Annotated in this window: 22 protein-coding genes and 1 pseudogene; 22 read left to right on the plus strand and 1 reads right to left on the minus strand. The window is 66.3% G+C overall.

The features are described 5' to 3' along the window. Nucleotides 1–41 precede the first annotated feature (41 nt). Both NFX52_RS23680 and NFX52_RS23685 read left to right on the plus strand, forming a co-directional pair. Entirely contained in the window at nt 42–350 is a 309-nt protein-coding gene (locus NFX52_RS23680; protein ID WP_055399757.1) for a DUF736 domain-containing protein, read from the plus strand. A gap of 662 nt (nt 351–1012) precedes the next feature. Further along, nucleotides 1013–1360: a DUF2958 domain-containing protein gene (locus NFX52_RS23685; RefSeq protein ID WP_055401858.1), complete on the plus strand. Its 348-nt coding sequence runs from the start codon at nt 1013–1015 to the stop codon at nt 1358–1360. 45 nt (nt 1361–1405) lie between these two features. Here NFX52_RS23685 and NFX52_RS23690 read toward each other — a convergent pair whose 3' ends face one another. After that, a complete protein-coding gene (locus NFX52_RS23690; protein ID WP_055401860.1) occupies nt 1406–1696 on the minus strand; it encodes a helix-turn-helix domain-containing protein in 291 nt (96 codons plus the stop codon). A 155-nt stretch (nt 1697–1851) separates the two neighbouring features. On the opposite strand from NFX52_RS23690, the gene NFX52_RS23695 reads away from it, so the two are divergent. From NFX52_RS23695 to NFX52_RS23790, 20 genes and pseudogenes are all read left to right on the plus strand, one after another. Continuing rightward, the gene (locus NFX52_RS23695; RefSeq protein WP_055401862.1) at nt 1852–2193 is read left to right on the plus strand and encodes a DUF2958 domain-containing protein; all 342 of its coding nucleotides are present in this window, start codon (nt 1852–1854) and stop codon (nt 2191–2193) included. Nucleotides 2194–2346: 153 nt separating this feature from the next. Continuing rightward, nucleotides 2347–2547 carry a transcriptional regulator domain-containing protein gene (locus NFX52_RS23700; RefSeq protein ID WP_435301297.1) on the plus strand — a complete coding sequence of 67 codons (201 nt, stop codon included), beginning with the start codon at nt 2347–2349 and terminating at the stop codon, nt 2545–2547. Continuing rightward, nucleotides 2528–3100, plus strand: coding sequence for a DUF2285 domain-containing protein (locus NFX52_RS23705; protein WP_055401864.1), 573 nt, complete (start codon nt 2528–2530; stop codon nt 3098–3100). The genes NFX52_RS23700 and NFX52_RS23705 overlap by 20 nt, the downstream gene beginning before the upstream one ends. Nucleotides 3101–3192: 92 nt before the next feature. Then, the gene (locus tag NFX52_RS23710; protein WP_055401866.1) at nt 3193–3495 is read left to right on the plus strand and encodes a helix-turn-helix transcriptional regulator; all 303 of its coding nucleotides are present in this window, start codon (nt 3193–3195) and stop codon (nt 3493–3495) included. Nucleotides 3496–3522: 27 nt separating this feature from the next. Further along, a pseudogene (locus tag NFX52_RS23715) lies at nt 3523–4347 on the plus strand (replication initiator protein A); the annotation flags it as partial. A 257-nt stretch (nt 4348–4604) separates the two neighbouring features. Further along, nucleotides 4605–5309: a ParA family partition ATPase gene (gene parA / locus NFX52_RS23720; RefSeq protein WP_238385770.1), complete on the plus strand. Its 705-nt coding sequence runs from the start codon at nt 4605–4607 to the stop codon at nt 5307–5309. After that, complete coding sequence (locus NFX52_RS23725) at nt 5306–5569, plus strand: hypothetical protein (protein ID WP_055401872.1); 264 nt, start codon at nt 5306–5308, stop codon at nt 5567–5569. The genes parA and NFX52_RS23725 overlap by 4 nt, the downstream gene beginning before the upstream one ends. Next, nucleotides 5566–6096: a DUF2840 domain-containing protein gene (locus tag NFX52_RS23730; protein ID WP_055401874.1), complete on the plus strand. Its 531-nt coding sequence runs from the start codon at nt 5566–5568 to the stop codon at nt 6094–6096. Before NFX52_RS23725 ends, NFX52_RS23730 begins: the two co-directional genes overlap by 4 nt. Beyond that, nucleotides 6093–6629, plus strand: coding sequence for a S26 family signal peptidase (locus tag NFX52_RS23735; protein WP_082437630.1), 537 nt, complete (start codon nt 6093–6095; stop codon nt 6627–6629). Before NFX52_RS23730 ends, NFX52_RS23735 begins: the two co-directional genes overlap by 4 nt. Nucleotides 6630–7145: 516 nt before the next feature. Beyond that, on the plus strand, nt 7146–8969 hold the full coding sequence (locus tag NFX52_RS23740; protein ID WP_435301296.1) for a DUF3363 domain-containing protein: 1824 nt from the start codon (nt 7146–7148) through the stop codon (nt 8967–8969). 364 nt (nt 8970–9333) lie between these two features. After that, entirely contained in the window at nt 9334–10221 is an 888-nt protein-coding gene (locus tag NFX52_RS23745; protein WP_055401877.1) for a LysR family transcriptional regulator, read from the plus strand. A 282-nt stretch (nt 10222–10503) separates the two neighbouring features. Next, nucleotides 10504–12558, plus strand: a complete 2055-nt coding sequence (locus tag NFX52_RS23750; RefSeq protein ID WP_252635843.1) for a conjugal transfer protein TraG — start codon at nt 10504–10506, stop codon at nt 12556–12558. Beyond that, entirely contained in the window at nt 12555–13031 is a 477-nt protein-coding gene (locus tag NFX52_RS23755; RefSeq protein ID WP_252635844.1) for a CopG family transcriptional regulator, read from the plus strand. The genes NFX52_RS23750 and NFX52_RS23755 overlap by 4 nt, the downstream gene beginning before the upstream one ends. Further along, on the plus strand, nt 13028–14068 hold the full coding sequence (gene trbB / locus NFX52_RS23760) for a P-type conjugative transfer ATPase TrbB (protein ID WP_252635845.1): 1041 nt from the start codon (nt 13028–13030) through the stop codon (nt 14066–14068). The genes NFX52_RS23755 and trbB overlap by 4 nt, the downstream gene beginning before the upstream one ends. After that, nucleotides 14065–14397, plus strand: a complete 333-nt coding sequence (locus tag NFX52_RS23765; RefSeq protein ID WP_252635846.1) for a TrbC/VirB2 family type IV secretion system protein — start codon at nt 14065–14067, stop codon at nt 14395–14397. Before trbB ends, NFX52_RS23765 begins: the two co-directional genes overlap by 4 nt. Then, complete coding sequence (locus NFX52_RS23770; RefSeq protein ID WP_252635847.1) at nt 14394–14666, plus strand: VirB3 family type IV secretion system protein; 273 nt, start codon at nt 14394–14396, stop codon at nt 14664–14666. Before NFX52_RS23765 ends, NFX52_RS23770 begins: the two co-directional genes overlap by 4 nt. A 17-nt stretch (nt 14667–14683) precedes the next feature. Continuing rightward, entirely contained in the window at nt 14684–17116 is a 2433-nt protein-coding gene (gene trbE / locus NFX52_RS23775; protein WP_252635848.1) for a conjugal transfer protein TrbE, read from the plus strand. Between the two features lie 12 nt (nt 17117–17128). Beyond that, nucleotides 17129–17872, plus strand: coding sequence for a P-type conjugative transfer protein TrbJ (gene trbJ, locus NFX52_RS23780; protein ID WP_252635849.1), 744 nt, complete (start codon nt 17129–17131; stop codon nt 17870–17872). A 10-nt stretch (nt 17873–17882) separates the two neighbouring features. Next, complete coding sequence (locus NFX52_RS23785) at nt 17883–18158, plus strand: EexN family lipoprotein (protein WP_055402780.1); 276 nt, start codon at nt 17883–17885, stop codon at nt 18156–18158. Next, the coding region (locus NFX52_RS23790; RefSeq protein WP_252635850.1) for a type IV secretion system protein at nt 18155–18455 on the plus strand (301 nt) is incomplete at its 3' end. The genes NFX52_RS23785 and NFX52_RS23790, both read left to right, overlap by 4 nt.

Consider the following 18455-nt stretch of genomic DNA (forward strand, 5'->3'; position numbering starts at 1 on the left):
CGCGATGGGCGCGACCTGGACAACCTCGAAAGGACTTCATCATGGCCAACATCGGCACCTTCACCACACAGAACGGCAGCTACACCGGCACGGTTCGCACCCTGACGCTCAACGTCAAGGTCCGGCTCGTGCCCAGCGACAAGGCAAGCGAGAACGCCCCGGACTACCGCGTCGTCGCCGGCAACGGGCTGGAGATCGGCGCGGCGTGGAAGAAACTCAGCAAGGCGGAGCGCCCCTACCTGTCAGTGACTCTGGATGACCCGTCGTTCCCTGCCACTCTCTATGCCCGCCTGGTCGAAGGCGAGGATGGCGCGCACAACCTGATCTGGTCGCGCAGCAAGGGCGACTGACGTCGCCCTCGGCGCCCCGCTGAGGCGGGGCGCTTTTTGTCTCATTGCTTCGGGGAGGGCGGTGCGTGCGTTGTTACGCCCTGTAGTACGGAAATACGAGAAAGCATTTATCCGTGTTTGCGAATGGGGGCATTGTTGGATCTGTGGATTTGCTGCTCTGTGGGTTTCCGTGAATTCGTCGTGATGGGTTCACGGGACTGCGGTTTTGCGTCAATGTGTCTTTGTGGCTTTACGGATGTGTGCATCTCCGGCATGGCCGGACCGCGCTGGCGTGATGTGCACCGAGCCACCGGTGGCGTCTCGTCCCTGCGGGCTTTCATCGCTGACGCCTTCGCTCCTGCGGTGCTGCGCGCTGCGCTTGCCTCCTGGGGATCGACCTGCGGCCCATCCCCGCCGCGCCGGGCTTGGCGTCCCCTTCGATACCGCCGAACCGGCTCGCCGGATCGGCAGGGAGGGCTGTGTCTCCGATGACCGACTCGTTTGGTCGGGCGGGGCTGGCTTGCTGTTCCCTTTACCGTATCACGCCGTTCTCGCCGTCAAGGTCTGCGCGTGCGGTGCACGCTGGCGTCCTGGCGGACGTCTGCGAACCCTGACGCCTGCGCTGCGCCGTGCTGCTTCCGGTCTCGGGCAATCCCGCCCTGATTCCTTCCAAGGAGAAGACCATGACGAAGCTCATCACGGACGAACAACGCGCGCAACTGCTGGCCAATGGCCGGCAATCCCTCGAACAAGAAAAATTCGACCCCGCTCCGGTGGTCAAGCTGTTCACCCCGGATGCCGGTGCGACCTGGCTGCTGACCGAGATGGACCCCGACGATCACGACCATGTGTTTGGGCTGTGCGACCTGGGTCTGGGCTATCCCGAGTTGGGCTGGGTCAGCCTGGCAGAACTTGCGACTGTGCGTGGCCGGCTGGGGCTTTCAGTGGAACGGGACCTGCACTTCACTCTGCAGAAGCGGCTGAGTGCCTACGCGCGTGAGGCGCGTCTTGCGGGGCGGATTGTGGCGTAGCCGCAGTGCGTTGGCCGTCAGCGCGTGCGGATGGCCACTATCGCCTCATCCCTCGCTCTTGGGCAACCGGGCCTCGGTTTCCAGCATCAGTTCGCTGGCGCTGCGGCCCAATGCCCGTGCGATCTTCAGGATCAACGCCAGCGTCGGCATGTGCTCTCCACGTTCGATCTTTCCCATGTGCGAGCGCTCGACACCGGCCAGGTGCGCCAGGGTTTCTTGGGCAATACCGTCCAGCGTGCGCAGGTGGCGCACGGCATCGCCAAAGGCCCGTGCGGGACCTGCGTCAAACGTCGTCGCGCCGGTGGGGCGCCCGCGCTGTACTCCTGGCTTTTGCATGCCCTGGAGCGTTGCGTTTCACCACAATTAAAACCACGTTATCTTTAACTCTTAAAATCACTTTGGGTGTTCGCCCAACGGCCCATTACCTTGGCGGTTTTCCGACTTGTGCGATTCAAGGGCCGAAGTAGTATTCAGTCTCCGGGATACCTCCAATGACATTTCTTACCAATGAGCAGCAACGCTTGATGCGAATCAACAGCGCCGCGCGTGCGCGCGGTGAGGCATTGGATCCCCTGCCGGTCGTCAAGCTCTACACGCTGGATGCTGGAGCCGTGTGGTTGCTGACGGAGCTGGATGCCGATGGAGACCGAGCGTTCGGGCTGTGCGATGCTGGCACGGGGTGTCCCGAGTTGGGGCATGTCAGCCTCTCGGCCCTGGAGGGGGTGCGGGGCCCACGCGGCATGCGCATCGTGGCCGATCCGCATTTCAGGCCTCGCCAGACGCTCTCGGGCTACCTGGCCGACGCGCAGCGCGATGGCTCGATCAACGACTGATTGACACAATCCTTTCTCGATCGCGCGGCGCGCGACGTGAGGTCGCCGAGATAGCCACCCTGTAACTTTCCCTCTGTGGCAGGTTTCCCCTTTTTGCTGGAGGATTCCGTGACCACACCCACCCCCGAAGATCTTCCGCATGCCCCGTGGGGTGTGTCCGCCGCCTATCTGTACGTGCTGGACCTCGACGATCCAACCCTCGCTTGGGAGTACCTGCGTCGCCACCCCGGTTACCGCGCCGATTGGGCCCGACGCAAGCGCGTGGTGTCTTTTGCCCGATGGGGGTTGCGATGTCGCCGAAGATCCAGAGTTGGACGGACGGGTTGCTCATCCCTTGTGGCTGTCGTCCACTGACGGACTGCTGCATGTGCGTGCCGTGCGTGCGCACGGTGCCGTAACCCGTCGGTTCGATCTGTGGCGGATCCCCGGGCGCAAGCGCCTGGCGATGGACGGCCACGACCTGGCGCTCACCGCAGATCTCAGCGCGCTGCGCATGCGCTTGTCGCTCTCAGGCACTCTGGAGGATGGCGGTGCCTATGTGGGCGCCGTGCCGCTGACTCCGGGGCTTCGCGGTCAGCTCGACGGGTACCGCGAACAGGCACAGGCCCTGGAAGGCCATGCGCCTGAGATCCCGCCCGTGCGGCCGGCCACCCGTGCCGCTTTGCTGCACCTGCGCGCCCTGCAGGCACTCGATGCTTCGCAGGCGGGAGCGTCGCATCGCGACATCGCACAGGCCCTGTTCGGCCTCGAAGCCGTTGTCCTGCGCTGGCACGACGATGGCGAATTGCGTGCGCAAGTGCGCCACCTGCTGCGGCGGGCTGAGGCGTTCATGCATGGCGGGTATCTGTCCCTGGCGAGTGTGCTGGATCCCGCCGCAAAGCCCCCCGGAGACGAACCGGTGCGCTGAATCTCTCCCTGCCTGGATCGGGCCCGATTTCCGAGACTGCCTCCATCGGGCCGCGAATGGTTTGCGGCCCATCGACAGCGATGGAGTCCGTCATGGCCGTTGGCAGTTCTTTCCCGTCCCGCACAGCTGCAGTGGCTGCGCCGCAGTCCTCTGCGGCGACTGTCCCTGCAGTCCCTGCAAATCCTGAGTTCCTGACCACCGAAGAAGCGGGTGCCTTTCTGCGGCTTTCGCCGCGCACCTTGGAGAAGCAGCGCGTTCTGGGTGGAGGCCCGCGCTTCCGCAAGTTCGGCGCACGCGTGGTCTACGCGGCCACTGACCTGCGCGCCTGGGCCGATGGCCGTGCCTACGGCATGACCTCGGACCCCGGCTGCGTGCAGCGTGACTCCGTCCGTTGATCTGACCGGACGAGAGAGGCACCACGGATGTCAAAGCGCCCGAGCGAACGCGAGCAGCTGTCGTTGTTCCGCGCGTTGCCGGGCAGCGACATGGCGTTGCGCGATGCGCAAGACCTGATGGCCTATCCGTTCTTCTCGCTCGCCAAATCGCCGCGCATTGTGCCGATCCGATTTGAAGCGGGCGGAATTTCTCTCACGGTCGAGGGCGTGCCCGAGCACGGCATCGCCACCATCTGGGATGCCGACGTGCTGATCTGGGCTGCGAGCCAGATCATCCAGGCCAAGAAGGAAGGCATTGCGCCTTCGCGCCTGATGGTGGCCACGCCCTACGAGATCCTGCGCTTTGCGCAGCGTGGCACCGGCCGCAGCGACTACCTGGCGCTGCGCGCTGCGCTGGACCGGTTGCAGTCCACCACCGTCGCCACGACGCTGCGCCAGCGAGAACGTCCGAATGGAGGAAAGCGGGTACACCGCTTCTCCTGGATCAACGAGTGGAAGGAGTATGTCCAGCCCGGGGGACGTTCGGACGGCATCGAACTCATTCTGGCCGACTGGTTCTTTACCGGCGTGATGGACGAGGGGCTGGTGCTCACGCTCGATCCGACGTATTTCCGGCTTTCCGGGGGGATTGAGCGCTGGCTGTACCGGCTCGTGCGCAAGCACGGCGGCCGGCAGCAGGCGGGATGGCGCTTCGACATGCGCCATCTTCACCTGAAGTCGGGAAGCCTGCAGCGCCCCTCCGACTTTGCCATCCAGGTGCGCCACCTGGCACGGCGCCAGGCGCTGCCGGGCTATTGGCTGTCCATCGAGCGCAGTGGTGGCATTGAGTGGCTGGCCTTCCTGCCCGATCCGGACAACCGACCCCGGAGCGACTTGTCCACAGGTTCTGTTGAAGAACCTGTGGATGGCTTGGGGACGGGCTCGGTGGATCGCCCGCACGACCCTCGGGGGATCACCCGCAGAGGTATCGGTGGAACGCCCGCGCCGATCGCCCCCAAAGGCACGCCCAGCAACGGTTTGGGCCCTCCCTAAACATCTAAAGGGATACATAAATGGAAGTCACGCGCGTGCGAGCAGAAGCTGCTCAAAATTTGGGCAATGGTTCTGCGATGGCAATTCAGGCAGATCCAGAACTCCAGAGTGTTTCACCAGAAAGGCAAGGCCGCCGCCCCGGCAAAGTGATCGCGCTGCTCAACCAGAAGGGCGGGGCAGGCAAGACCACGCTTGCTACGCACCTGGCGGGCGAGCTGGCCCTGCAAGGCAGCCGTGTCACGCTGCTGGATGCGGACCCGCAGGGCTCCGCCCTCGACTGGGCACAACGGCGGCTCCAGAGCGGCCAGGAGCGGCTGTACGGGGTGTTCGGACTTGCCCGGGACTCCTTGCACCAGGAAGCGCCGCAAATCGCCCTGCAGGCGGATTTTGTGGTCATCGACGGGCCACCAAGGGTCGCGGCGCTCGCGCGCTCCGCGCTGCTGGCTGCCGACCTGGTACTGATCCCGGTGCAGCCGAGCGCCTACGACGTGTGGGCCAGCCATGAGATGGTGCAGCTCATCACGGAGGCTCGGGTGTTCCGGCCGCAGCTGCGCGCCGCCTTTGTGATCAACCGGCGCGTGGTTGGCACGGTGATCGGGCGCGAAGCGCGTGCAGCGCTCGCCGATCAGCCGTTTGCTGCGCTGGAGACAGAGGTCTCGCAGCGCATCGTGTTCGCCGATAGCGTGGCTGGAGGGCGGTTGGCATGCGAAGTGGCGCCGCAGTGCGCGGCCGCACGTGAGGTCGTGGCGCTCGCGCAGGCCGTGCGGGAGGTGCTGCGATGACGGCACTTCCTCCAGTAGTGACGCCGCACCGGGTGCCGATCGGACGCAGGCCCGGGGCAGATCCTGCATCAACCTGGGTGCGGCAGGTGGACGCGCCTGAGATACCGGCGAAGGCATCCATCTACACCGCACGGCTCACCATCGATGTGACGCCGACGCTGCGCGGGCGCATCAAGGTTGTAGCGTTCCGGCGTGGCATCACAGCGGCGGACATGCTGCGCGAGTTGTTGGAGCGCGAGTATCCGGAGGACGTGGCATGACGGCGCCGGTATCCTATCTGGCGCCAGCCGTCCGGCAGACTCCGCTGCAGGCGAGGGTGCCGCAGAGGCCGACCCGCATGCGTGTTTCGCTCGCTTTCGTCGAAGATCGGGTGAACGTCTGGCTGCGGTTTGGCCGGCCGACGGTGGAGATCGTGCTGGACCGTTGGCGGCGTGTTGCGATGTTCGTGCCTGGCACCGTCTGCTGCCGCGTGAAGTGGATCGGAAATATCTCTGGCACGGCGCTCTGGCAGCTCCTGGTGATGCAGGCGCCGACACCCTTCGAGGACACACAGTGTGTGGCGGGTGTGTTGCCGGGTACGCGCATTCTGCTGCGTGCCGATGGCGAGGCGCAGGTCGAGGCCGTGCTGGCGGTGATCGATGCCATTGAGGCGTTGGGTATCGATCCCTGCACTGTGGCTGCCAGCTACTGGCGCAAGGTGGGCCATCGGCTTGGTGCAGGCTTGCCGCTCCCGGTCTACACTGCCGAGCGGCACGCGGCGCACCTGGCGCGTGGAGGCGAGGAATGACGCAGCCCGCTGTACCGCTTCCCGTGCTGCTGGCCGGCATGGCGACAGCCGTGGCCCTCCTGGTCGGGCCGGTGTTGGTGCCGAGGGAGCCCCGGTTCGTCTACAACCCGAGCGCCAGCGTGGCGCCCGGCTGGTACCGCATTGAGCGCATGGGGCGTGCGGACTCCCTGCTTGTGGGCAGCACCGTGCTGGTTCGGCTTCCCGCTGATGTGGCCGCGCTGGCGGCACAGCGCGGCTACCTGCCCATCGGCGTGCCGATCCTCAAGCGTGTCGGCGCATTGGCGCCGCAATCGGTGTGCGTGCGCGAGCAGACGGTGCGGATCGACGGCGCCGTGGTGGCCAGCGTGCGACCGCAGGATGGCATGGTCCGCCCGTTGCAAGCCTGGGGACAATGCCGGGCTCTTGTGGAGGGGGAGGTGTTCCTGTTGAGCGACACCCATCCGGCGTCGTTCGACAGCCGGTACTTTGGGCCAGTCCAGGTGTCGGCAGTGCTTGGCATTGCACATCCGTTGCGGATATGGAGTGCGCCATGAAGTGTCTCTACAGGCGCCGGTTGGTGGCAATGGACGCGGCACTCGCACAGCAGTCGGCAGTGCAATGTGAAGGCCGTAAGCCCGCAGCATTTGCGCCGCTGCTTGGGCAGCCCTGGTGGTTTCATGGCGGGTGCGTAAGGCCGGGGGCGGATGGAAGTTGGGAGCCGATGCGGGATACGCAGACGGAGGGCAAGATAAAAGGACCGGCACGCATGTGCCCGCCAAGCCAGTCTGCACGTGGGTTGGGCACGGCACGATGCCGGGAGCATGCGGTGCCGTGCCGGGGCTGGATCCGGCCAGCAACGTGTAGTCGGCCCGTGCTGATTCCGACCCACTGCGCTTGGGTTCGCTGGAGTGGGCGCCATGGCCGCACGTAAGGACGGGCTGGAGGAGGGGCGGTTCAGGATCCGGCCGGGCGCACCGAAGTCGCGTCCCGGAGCACGGTCTTCCCGCCTAGTCAGTCAGGTGCTGAAGGAGGTTTCTAGGGCTGGAGCCACGGCGTCAGGGAACAAAGGCATGCGTCCTGCATCCACTTTTGGCAGAGGGCGGGTGGCGAGCGGCATCGCGGGCCAGAGACTGGGCAGGAACGCACGACGCGTAGTCATCAAGTCCCGGTTTGTGGTGCTCAGGAAAGCGGGCGCCCGATCGGTTTCCACCCACCTGCGCTACATCGAACGCGACGGCACGACCCGCGATGGGCAGAAGGGACGCGCCTACGGGGCAGACACGGACACTGCGGACCTGCAGGCGTTTGAGGAGCGGGGCAAAGGGGACCGTCATCAGTTCCGCTTCATCGTGTCAGTGGAGGATGCCGGGGAGTTGGAAGACCTGCGCGACTATACGCGCACGCTGATGGCACGCATGGCCGTCGATCTGGAAACTCGCCTGGACTGGGTGGCCGTGGACCACTGGGATACCGACAACCCGCACACCCACGTAGTACTGCGCGGGCGCTCGGACGAGGGCAGGGGAGCGGACCTGGTCATCGCGCCCGACTACATGGCCCACGGCATGCGCCGGCGTGCCAGCGAACTGGCGACGGAATGGCTGGGGCCGCGCACCGAACTGGAGATGCGGCAGAGCCAGCAGCGTGAAGTGGACCAGCAGCGATGGACAGGGCTGGATCGGCAACTGCAGCGCCAGGCCGTGGCGGATGTAGTGGACCTGACGGAGCGCCCTGGCCGCATTCAAGGTCCCTTGGGAACGCCGCGCCTCAACCTGTTGCGTGCTCGGCTGCAGCGCCTTGAAACCATGGCACTGGCCGAGCGCCTCGATGCCCATCGATGGCGCCTGCTTCCTCGGATGGAGCAGACGCTCACGGCCATGGGAGAACGCGGCGACATCCTGCGTACCATGCACCGGGCGATGAAGGGAGAGCAGCGGGAGCTGGTGACCGAGCCGCCAACGGATGTGCCCGTGCTTGGGCGCATCGCGGCCAAGGGGCTGGATGGCGAACTGCATGACAAGCCCTACTTGGTGGTGGATGGTATCGATGGCCGGGCGCATTACCTCAGGCTGCAGGCAAACACCGATCTGGCGGAGCTTACGGTTGGCGGCATTGTTGAAGGCAAACCACAGGCGCTGGAGCGTGCGGTGGACCGCACGGTCCTGGATCTAGCACGGGAGGGCATCTACACCACCGCCCATCATCGCGCGCAGCTCCTGCAAGCAGGAGATCGGGACCCACAGGCAACGGTGGCAGTCCATGTGCGTCGGCTGGAGGCACTGCGCCGTAAGGGGGTCGTGGAACGCGTAGCCGATGGTGTTTGGGCCGTGCCACCAGACCTCTTGCAGAAGGTCCAGCAACTCGGTGCGCAGAAGGTCGCTGGACATGCCGTCGAACTGCGCTCCTACCTGCCTCTGGAACAGCAGATCCACGCCGTGGGATCCACCTGGCTGGACCGGGGATTGGTGGTCAGTGGTTCGCCACAGCCAGCCGCTCAAGGGTTCGGGGCGCAGGTGCAGGAGGCGATGTCGCGGCGCGTGGATTTCCTGGTGGGGGAGGGGCTGGCCGAGCGCCGGGGGCAGCGCGTCATCCTGGCGCGCGATCTGTTGATGACCTTGCGGGACCGCGAACTGGCGGTGGTGGGGCAACAGCTGCAGCGGGAGATGGGAAGGACGTGGCGGTCGGTGCGTGATGGCGAGACCGTCAGCGGTGTCTATCGTCAGTCCGTTCAGTTGGCCAGCGGGAGGTTTGCGATGTTGGACGATGGGACAGGGTTCTGCCTTGTGCCTTGGCGGCCTGTGATTGAACCGCATATTGGTAAACAGATCCAAGCAGTCATCAAAACCGGGGTGGTCAGTTGGGATTTCGGGAAGCACCGTGGTGCGTCTCTGTAAACAAAAAATCTGTGGTTTTTCTGGGGGAACCCTCTCCTGTCTGCAGTAGGCGTGGGCCTCGCTCCTTTTGCTCCTGAAGTTGTCTTGGGCGGAGGCAGTGTGTGGTCAAGAAATGTCTGTTTTCAATTCTTACTTCTTCAACAGGAAGAACACCCATATGCTATGCAGGCAACCTATGGGTCAACCAGGGAATCAAGATGATTTCTACTGAACATGTCGCATTTGCATCTGCATCGCAACGCAGCTGTTTCAAGGAAATTCCTTATGCAACGATGGGGCATGGATTTGCGGGTGTTGGACTTCAGGGGATCCGAGAGGCGATAGATTTCGCTGATATTGACGCTGTCAGCGTCGTAACCGCGCGATGATCGAGTTGAGGCATCTGCGCTATTTCATCGCCGTTGCCGAAGAGCTCAACTTCCGCCGCGCCGCCGAGCGCGTGCATATCGACCAGACCCCATTGTCACGCACCATCCGCGACCTGGAGGAACGGTGGGGCGTGACGCTCTTTGTTCGGGCACCCCGCAGGTTGGAGCTCACACCGGCAGGTATCAAGCTGCTTGCTCACGCACGCAGCTTGCTCATCCGGCTGGAGCGCACCAAGCGCGCAGTGCTGGCCGTCGATAAACGTTATCGGGAGCCGTTGCGTATCGGTTTGGATGATTGCATGGCTCAGCTACGGTTGGCGGAGTGCCTTGCCAGCTGGAATCGGCTTGCTCCAGAAATTCCTGTCGAACTTGTGGAAATGCATACGCCGGAATTGCTCGCTGCGCTATGTAATGAGGAAGTGGATGTTGCCTTTTCCTTCGGACCTTTGGATGACGAGGTCATTGTTCAGCAAACGGCCTGGACCAGCCCCATGGTCGCGATTCTCCCGTCTGAGCATGAACTGGCTGGACGCGACATGCTGTCATTGGCTGAACTGCTGGCTTTCCCCATCATTGCATTCACTTCAGCTTCTCATCCTGGGCTGCACCAGCAGGTGGCATCCATCCTGCGTCAGCAGGCGCTGTCTCCGGTGATCGCGGCGGAGGCGCGGACATTGTCAGGCTACCTGACCCGCGTTGCCGTGGGGCAGGGTGTTGGCGTGGCGGACGCCGACCATATGCGGACGCTGCAGCGCAGAGATGTCGTGGTGCTCCCGCTGGCTGAGTCCGCCCACTTCACGACCTATGTGCTGCACAAGCACCAGCGCTTCGGAGTGGCTGAGCCGGTGCAACGTTTTCTTACCCACGTCAGCACTTTGACGTGACTGTTACGCAGCAGGGATCTGCTGCATCCAGGGCCTGCGCCATCGGCCTTGGACATGGGGTTGCATGGAGTACATGCTCCCCGCCCAGGGAGGCCGGGAGCGTGTTCCTGGGCCACTGAATCCAGCCAGCCTACGGCGTTGTCCTGAGACGTGCCCGCCAGCCTGCGCTGCGCTACGCACGGATGGGTGGGCAGCGCGGTGCATCGGTTCCAGACTCTCGCCATGCGTGCCACGGGGCGCGCATGCGCATGGCGCAGGTTGGCGCCGAAGGAACAAGCGGGCATGGCATCTCGATCAGAGGGGGGCAAGGAGCGGGCATCCTCCGCCCACACCGGCATCCTGTTTGGCCAGATCACGGCCGTCATGGGCGTCACTGTGTGCGGCGTGTGGGTGGCTACGCAATGGACTGCGCATGCGCTGGGCTACCAGCCGCGCCTGGGTGTTGCCTGGTTCGATCTCTCAGGGCTTCCGGTCTACGAGCCCTGGAAGCTGTTTGAGTGGTGGTACTGGTACGACGCCTATGCGCCCGAGGTCTTCTCGCGCGGCGGCGCCATTGCGGCCTCCAGCGGCCTGCTTGCCACCGGGGTAGCCATCGGCATGGCGGTGTGGCGCTCGCGTCTGGCGCGGCGCGTCACCACCTATGGCTCCGCCCGGTGGGCTGAGCGCGAGGACATCGACAAGGCCGGGCTGACCGGTCCGGCTGGAGTGTTTCTGGGCCGGGCATCTGGCCGCGACGGCGCCTACCTGCGCCACGAGGGGCCGGAGCACGTGATGGCCTTCGCCCCCACGCGCTCGGGCAAGGGCGTGGGTCTGGTGGTGCCCACGCTGCTGTCCTGGCCCGGCTCCGCCGTGGTTCACGACATCAAGGGAGAAAACTGGCATCTCACGTCGGGCTGGCGTGCGCGCTTCTCGCACTGCCTGTTGTTCAACCCGACCGACGCACGCTCGGCGGCCTACAACCCCTTGCTGGAAGTGCGGCGTGGCGTGCACGAGGTGCGCGACGTGCAGAACATCGCCGACATCCTGGTGGATCCTGAAGGGGCGCTGGAGCGGCGCAACCACTGGGAGAAGACCAGCCATGCGTTGCTGGTGGGCGCAATCCTCCACGTGCTCTACGCCGGTGAAGACAAGACCCTGCGCGGTGTCGCCAACTTTCTCTCCGATCCGGCCTGCCCCTTCGAGGTGACGCTGCACCGCATGATGACCATGCCGCACCTGGCGGCGGAGCAGGGAGGTGCACCGCATCCGGTGGTGGCATCCGCTGCCCGCGAGGTGCTCAACAAGAGCGAGAACGAGCGCTCGGGCGTGCTGTCCACGGCCATGAGTTTTCTTGGCCTGTACCGCGATCCCACGGTGGCCGAAGTCACCTCACGCTGCGACTGGCGCATCGCCGACCTGATTGCCTCGGCGCATCCGGTGTCGCTGTACCTGGTGGTGCCGCCCTCGGACATCAGCCGTACCAAGCCGTTGATCCGCCTGGTCCTCAACCAGATCGGGCGGCGCCTGACCGAGTCGCTTGACGGCTCGGACGGCATCAAGCGTCGGCACAAGCTGCTGCTGATGCTCGACGAGTTCCCTGCCCTTGGCAGGCTGGATTTCTTCGAATCGGCCCTGGCCTTCATGGCTGGCTACGGCCTGCGCGCTTTCCTGATCGCGCAGTCGCTCAATCAGATCGACAGGGCCTATGGTCCGAACCACGCGATCCTGGACAACTGCCATGTGCGCATCGCGTTCGCCACCAACGACGAGCGCACGGCCAAGCGCATCTCCGACGCGCTGGGCACGGCCACCGAACTGCGCGCCCAGCGCAACTACGCGGGCCACCGGCTGGCCCCCTGGCTGGGCCACCTGATGGTCTCGCGGCAGGAGACGGCCCGCCCGTTGCTCACGCCCGGCGAGGTGATGCAGCTGCCGCCTGACGATGCCGTGGTCATGGTCTCGGGCCACGCGCCTATCCGGGCGCGCAAGTTGCGCTACTACCAGGATCGGAACTTCCTGGTACGGGTGCTGCCTGCGCCCGAGCTGGCGGACAGCGGCTATGCCGATCGCCCGGCGGGGCGGCCGGATGACTGGAGCATGCTGCCGGTGTTGGCGGCTGCTTCGGCCGCCATGGGCGGTGGTGTGGGTGGTGTGGCCGATGAGGGTGGACACCAGCTCAAGCCGGAGCTGGAGGCAGCGTTCGCGCCTTCGCGCGATGACGGGGCGCAGGACCTGATCCTGCTGGAGGATGAGCGCGATGACGATGGAGCGCCCCTCCTGCCGCGTGACCTGGACCGTCAGCTCGTGCGCAGCGCGCGCCTGGCGGCCCTGGACCCTGACGACGGGATTGTCCTGTGACGCGCGCCCGCCTGAACATCTTCGTCGAACCCGAGCACGCTCGGCGCCTGGAGGACATCTCGGCCCACCGGGGTGTCTCCAAATCCTCGGTGATCGCGGCGGCACTGTCATCCTTCCTGTCGCCGGACGCGATGGACCAGCGCGAGGCGGCCACGGCCAGGCGCCTGGACAGGCTTTCGCGCCAGTTCGAACGCCTGGAGCGTGACCAAGCCATCCTGATCGAGACCGTGGCGCTGTACCTGCGCCACTACCTGACCGTGGCCCTGCCGGTGCCCGAGCAGCAGCAGGAGGCACTGCGCGCCCAGGGGCGCGCCCGCTATGCGCAGTTCATCGAGCAGCTGGCACGCCATGTCCAGCGCGGGCGCAGCCTGGTGCGCGAGATCCACGAGGAGATTGGTCCCCTGGACGGGGATGTTCCGGCGCCATCGGCTCCGGTTCCCACCCGAGGACCTTGTGGGGAGGACGGCGCATGACCGGATCCAGTCTGTTACCCGCCGAACCCGCGCAGCGCCGCATCCGCATGCTGCGCACCGCCATGGGCCCGGAGATCGCGGCGGCGCTCGAAGATCCGGAGGTGGCCGAGGTACTACTGAACCCGGACGGCTCACTCTGGGTGGACCGGCTCGGTTCCGGGCGCTGTCCCACGGGGCACCACATGTCAGCGCCGGTCGCCGAACGCATCATCCGCCTGGTGGCGGCGCATGTGCGCGCCGAAGTGCATCCTGGCGCGCCGCTGCTGTCGGCCGAGCTGCCTGAGACGGGCGAGCGCTTCATGGGCGCCTTGCCGCCTGTCGTGCGCGCGCCTTCGTTCGCGATACGCAAGCGGGCACTGCGCATTATGGGACTGGCGGACTATGTGGCGGACGGTGTCATGACCGAGGCCCAGGCCGGCTTCCTGCGCCAGGCCGTGCAGGAGCGGCAGAACATCGTGGTGGCGGGTGGCGCCAGCACGGGCAAGACGACGCTCGCCAATGCGCTGCTCGACGAGATCGCCCACACCCGCGACAGGGTCCTGATCCTGGAAGACACGGTGGAACTGCAATGCCGCAGCGACGACCACGTGGGCATGCGCGCCGAGCCCGGAGTGGCGTCGATGGCCGACCTGGTCCGCGCCACGCTGCGCCTGCGGCCCGACCGCATCGTGGTTGGCGAGGTGCGCGGCGCCGAGGCGCTGGACCTGCTCAAGGCCTGGGGCACGGGGCACCCAGGCGGCATCGCCACGGTGCACGCGGGATCAGCGGCGGGCGCACTCACGCGGCTGGAGCAACTGGTGCAGGAGGTCAGCCTGACCGTGCCGCGCGCACTGATCGCCGAGGCGGTGAATGTGATCGTCTTTATCGCAGGGCGCGGCCATGCGCGCCGGGTGCGCGAGATCGCGCGCGTCATTGGTCATGACCGCGATGGCTACCAGCTCGATGGCTCGCTGGGACCACCGTTTCCGCCAATTCAGCAGGTCGTTGCATCGCATTCGCCATCTTCAACTTCATCCACCAAGGGAGAATCTTCATGACGCATCCACGTCTTTCTGTACATCCGTGCCTGCGGGCGGCGGCCCTGGCTGCCCTGCTGCTGGCCCTCACGGTTCCGGTGCAGGCCGCCGGTTCCAGCATGCCCTGGGAGGCTCCGCTGCAGTCCATCCTGGAGTCCATCCAGGGGCCGGTGGCGCGCATCATCGCGGTGATCATCATCATCGCCACCGGGCTCACGCTGGCCTTCGGTGACACCTCGGGTGGTTTTCGGCGGTTGATTCAGATCGTGTTCGGGCTGTCGATCGCGTTCGCCGCGTCGAGTTTCTTCCTGTCCTTCTTCTCGTTCTCGGGCGGGGCGGTGCTGGCATGAACCTGCCCCACAGCCTGCCACCGGGTTTCGAGGTGCCACTGCACCGGTCGCTGACAGAGCCCATCCTGCTGGGCGGCGCGCCACGCACCGTGGCCATCGCCAATGGCACGCTGGCCGCCGCCGTGGGCCTGGGCATGCAGCTGTGGGTGCCGGGCCTGGTGCTGTGGATCGCGGGGCACACGCTCGCGGTCTGGGGGGCGCGCATGGACCCGCAGTTCATGCAGGTGTTCGCGCGCCACATCAAGCAGCGGCCGCTGCTGGACGTGTAGGGCGGGGAGGGCAGGCGATGCTGAACCTCGCTGAATACCGCAGGCGTCCCGCGCTGCTGGCCGACTGGCTGCCCTGGGCCGGTCTGGTCGCGCCTGGGGTCGTGCTCAACAAGGATGGCTCTTTCCAGCGCACGGCGCGTTTCCGGGGGCCGGACCTGGACAGCGCCACGCCGGGTGAACTTATCGCGACCTCGGCGCGGCTGAACAACGCGCTCAAGCGCCTGGGCTCGGGCTGGGCGCTGTTCGTCGAGGCCGAGCGGCGCGAGGCGGCGGGCTATCCGCAGTCGCACTTTCCGGAGCCACTGTCGTGGCTGGTGGACGAGGAGCGGCGCGCCGCCTTCGAGGAGGCGGGGAGCCACTTCGAGAGCGGGTACCACCTGACGCTGCTGTACCTGCCGCCCGAGGAGGCGCGCTCGCGCGCGGGCAACCTGCTCTACGAGCATCGCAAGGCCGAGGGCGTGGACTGGCGCGAACGGCTGGGGGCCTTCGTGGCCGAGACGGAGCGCTTCCTGGACCTGCTCGATGGTGTGGTGCCGGAGCTGGGCTGGCTCGCTGACGGCCAGATGCTGACCTACCTGCATGGCACGGTGTCCACGCGCTCCCAGGCAGTGGCCGTTCCCGAAGTGCCCATGCACCTGGACGCACTGCTGGCCGATCAGCCGCTGGTGGGCGGTCTCGCGCCCATGCTCGGGAACCGGCACCTGCGCGTGCTCACGGTGCGGGGTTTCCCGACCTCGACCTGGCCGGGGATCCTGGACGATCTCAATCGACTGGGCTTTGGTTACCGCTGGTGCACGCGGTTTCTCTGCCTGGACAAGGCCGAGGCGGAGAGGGAACTGGCCCGCCTGCGCCGTCAGTGGTTCGCCAAGCGCAAGAACATCGTGGCGCTGCTGCGCGAGACTGTGTTCCAGCAGGAGAGTCCGCTGGTGGATTCGGATGCAGCCAACAAGGCGCAGGACGCCGATGCGGCGCTGCAGGCGCTGGGTGGCGATCAGGTGGCGTTCGGCTATGTGACGGCCACGGTCGTGGTGCTTGATGCCGATGCCACGGCTGCCGACGAGAAGCTGCGGGCTGTGGAGCGGACCATCCAGGGGCGGGGCTTCGTGACCATCCCGGAGACCCTGAACGCGGTCGAGGCCTGGCTGTCCTCGCTCCCGGGCCATGCGTACGCCAACGTGCGCCAGCCCATTGTCTCAACGCTGAACCTCGCGCACCTGATGCCGGTGTCGGCCGTGTGGGCTGGGCAGGAGCGCAATGCGCACCTCGATGGCCCGCCGCTGATCGTGACGCGCACCGACGGCGCGACGCCGTTCCGGCTGGTCACGCACATCGGCGACGTGGGCCACACGCTGGTGGTCGGCCCGACTGGCATGGGCAAGTCGGTGCTGCTGGCGACCCTGGCGCTGCAGTTCCGGCGCTACCCGTGTGGGCGCGTCCTGGCCTTCGACATGGGGCGCTCAATGAGGGCCACGGTGCTGGGGTTGGGCGGCGAGCACTACGACCTCGGGCCTGACGGGCGGATCGCATTCCAGCCCCTGGCGCGCATCGATCAGGATGGCTACCGCGCTTGGGCGGCGGAGTGGGTTGAAGGTCGCCTCGCGCATGAGGGTGTGGCCGTGGGACCGGCCGAGCGCGATGCCGTGTGGTCGGCCCTGGCCAGCCTCGCCAGCGCTCCGGTGGAGCAGCGCACCCTCACGGGCCTGTCGGTGCTGTTGCAGTCAAACGCTTTGCGCCAGGCGTTGCAGCCCTATGTGCTGGGCGGTGCCCATGGGCAACTGCTCGATGCGGAGGCGGACCGGCTCGGATCTTCGCCTGTGCAGTGCTTCGAGATGGAGGAGCTGATGCCCAGCCGTGCGGCCACGCTGGCCGTGCTGTCCTACCTGTTCGCTCGCTTCGAGGAGCGCTTCGATGGTGCGCCCACGCTGCTGATCCTCGACGAGGCCTGGCTGTTCCTGGACGACCCGGTGTTTGCGGCGCGCATCCGCCAGTGGCTCAAGACGCTGCGCAAGAAGAACGTGTCGGTGGTCTTCGCCACGCAGTCGCTCGCCGACATCCGCGATTCCAGCGTCGCGCCGGCCATCGTGGAGAGCTGCGCGAGCCGGATCTTCCTGCCCAACCCGCAGGCCTTCGAGCCGCAGATCCGCGCGGTCTACGAGGGCTTCGGGCTCAACGGCCGGCAGATCGAGATCGTGGCCCAGGCAACGCCCAAGCGCGACTACTACTACCAGTCTCGGCTGGGCAACCGGGTTTTCGACCTGGGGCTGGGGCCCGTGGCGCTGGCGTTTGCGGGGGCGTCCTCTCCCGATGACCAATGCGCAATGGACCGGATCCAGGAGGTCCTCTCTGCTTCTGGCACGCCGTCCGGCTTCGCTGCCGCCTGGTTGCGCCACCGGGGCCTGGACTGGGCTGTCGACCTCATTCCCACGTTTCCACCGTTTCCAACCACCTGAAGGAGTCCTGCCATGCTTTTGAAGTCCCTGTTCCTTCGTCGCAAGGCGGCGCTGGCGCTTGTCGCCGCGCTGGCCCTCGGCACCGCCATGCCCGCCCAGGCCTTCCTGGGCGGCGGGCGCATCGTTTTTGATCCCTCGAACTATTCGCAGAACGTGCTCACGGCCGCGCGCACGCTGGAGCAGATCAACAACCAGATCAAGCAGTTGCAGAACCAGGCACGCAACCTGGCGAGCCTGGATCACAGCGCCTTGGGGGAGCTGCGTGCGGCGCTGGCTGCGACGAACGAACTCATCCGCCAGGCCCAAGGGCTGGCCTTCGACGTGGCGCACATGGAGTCCGAGTTCCGCCGGCTCTATCCGAAGGAGTACGCCGCCACCGTGTCTGGCAAGCAGATGGCGCTTGATGCGCGTGAGCGCTGGCAGCAGTCGCTCGAAGCGCTGCGCACCGCGACCCAGGTGCAATCGCAGGCGGTGCGCAACTTCGCGAGCGACGAGCGCACGCTCACGGATCTGGTGAACCGCAACCAGTCGGCCGTGGGCGCGCTGCAGGCGATGCAGGCCACGAACCAGCTGCTCGCGCTGCAGTCGCGCCAAGCGATGCAGGCGCAGCAGCTGCAGATCACCCAGGACCGGGCCGCAGCGCTGGAACAGGCCCGCCAGGTGGCGGTGCAGGAGCGGGCGCGTGAGGTGCGCCGGCGCTTCCAGGGCGAGGGCACGCCCTACACCCCGGTGGCCGTGGGTTTCTACGGGCAATGAGGGGAAGGCCATGACCAAGCTGTTCCTTCTGGGCGCCGTCGCCTTGGCGCTCGCGGCCTGCGGCAAGCCGGCCCCCATCGAATCCGTGGAATCCCTGGTCGCTGATCCCGCGCGGCTCAAGGAACTGCGTGCGCAGTGCAAGGCCGACCATGCCAAGGTGGGCGATGCACAGTGCAACGCCGTGGCCGAGGCCACGCGGCGGCGCTTCATGGGGGGCGGGACGCTATACACGCCGGCCCGGCCGCAGGCATCCGCGGCATCGGCCGCCCAGGACGGACCGCGATGAACGACGTTGCGGTCATCGACCGCTTCCTGGATGTGTTCTCGCGCTACATCGACTCGGGGTTCGGGTTGCTGGGCGGGGAAGTGCGTTTCCTGACGGCCACGCTGGTGGGGATTGATGTGACGCTGGCGGGGCTGTACTGGGCGATGAGCCATGCGTCGGGGCAGGGCGATGACGTGATCGCGCGGCTGGTCAAGAAGGTGCTGTACGTGGGGGCGTTCGCCTACATCCTGGGCAACTTCAATCAGCTGGCCGGGATCGTGTTCCGGTCCTTCGCCGGGCTGGGGCTCACAGCCTCGG

It is taken from the genome of Acidovorax facilis (assembly GCF_023913775.1).
Lineage (GTDB): Bacteria > Pseudomonadota > Gammaproteobacteria > Burkholderiales > Burkholderiaceae_C > Acidovorax > Acidovorax facilis.

Excerpts from the sequence above, each read along its gene's own strand:
- NFX52_RS23680 (WP_055399757.1), top strand. The coding sequence starts at position 42 with ATGGCCAACATCGGCACCTTCACCACACAGAACGGCAGCTACACCGGC.
- NFX52_RS23685 (WP_055401858.1), top strand. The coding sequence starts at position 1,013 with ATGACGAAGCTCATCACGGACGAACAACGCGCGCAACTGCTGGCCAAT.
- NFX52_RS23690 (WP_055401860.1), bottom strand. The coding sequence starts at position 1,696 with ATGCAAAAGCCAGGAGTACAGCGCGGGCGCCCCACCGGCGCGACGACG.
- NFX52_RS23695 (WP_055401862.1), top strand. The coding sequence starts at position 1,852 with ATGACATTTCTTACCAATGAGCAGCAACGCTTGATGCGAATCAACAGC.
- NFX52_RS23710 (WP_055401866.1), top strand. The coding sequence starts at position 3,193 with ATGGCCGTTGGCAGTTCTTTCCCGTCCCGCACAGCTGCAGTGGCTGCG.
- parA (WP_238385770.1), top strand. The coding sequence starts at position 4,605 with ATGGCAATTCAGGCAGATCCAGAACTCCAGAGTGTTTCACCAGAAAGG.
- NFX52_RS23725 (WP_055401872.1), top strand. The coding sequence starts at position 5,306 with ATGACGGCACTTCCTCCAGTAGTGACGCCGCACCGGGTGCCGATCGGA.
- NFX52_RS23730 (WP_055401874.1), top strand. The coding sequence starts at position 5,566 with ATGACGGCGCCGGTATCCTATCTGGCGCCAGCCGTCCGGCAGACTCCG.
- NFX52_RS23735 (WP_082437630.1), top strand. The coding sequence starts at position 6,093 with ATGACGCAGCCCGCTGTACCGCTTCCCGTGCTGCTGGCCGGCATGGCG.
- NFX52_RS23740 (WP_435301296.1), top strand. The coding sequence starts at position 7,146 with ATGCGTCCTGCATCCACTTTTGGCAGAGGGCGGGTGGCGAGCGGCATC.
- NFX52_RS23745 (WP_055401877.1), top strand. The coding sequence starts at position 9,334 with ATGATCGAGTTGAGGCATCTGCGCTATTTCATCGCCGTTGCCGAAGAG.
- NFX52_RS23750 (WP_252635843.1), top strand. The coding sequence starts at position 10,504 with ATGGCATCTCGATCAGAGGGGGGCAAGGAGCGGGCATCCTCCGCCCAC.
- trbB (WP_252635845.1), top strand. The coding sequence starts at position 13,028 with ATGACCGGATCCAGTCTGTTACCCGCCGAACCCGCGCAGCGCCGCATC.
- NFX52_RS23765 (WP_252635846.1), top strand. The coding sequence starts at position 14,065 with ATGACGCATCCACGTCTTTCTGTACATCCGTGCCTGCGGGCGGCGGCC.
- NFX52_RS23770 (WP_252635847.1), top strand. The coding sequence starts at position 14,394 with ATGAACCTGCCCCACAGCCTGCCACCGGGTTTCGAGGTGCCACTGCAC.
- trbE (WP_252635848.1), top strand. The coding sequence starts at position 14,684 with ATGCTGAACCTCGCTGAATACCGCAGGCGTCCCGCGCTGCTGGCCGAC.
- trbJ (WP_252635849.1), top strand. The coding sequence starts at position 17,129 with ATGCTTTTGAAGTCCCTGTTCCTTCGTCGCAAGGCGGCGCTGGCGCTT.
- NFX52_RS23785 (WP_055402780.1), top strand. The coding sequence starts at position 17,883 with ATGACCAAGCTGTTCCTTCTGGGCGCCGTCGCCTTGGCGCTCGCGGCC.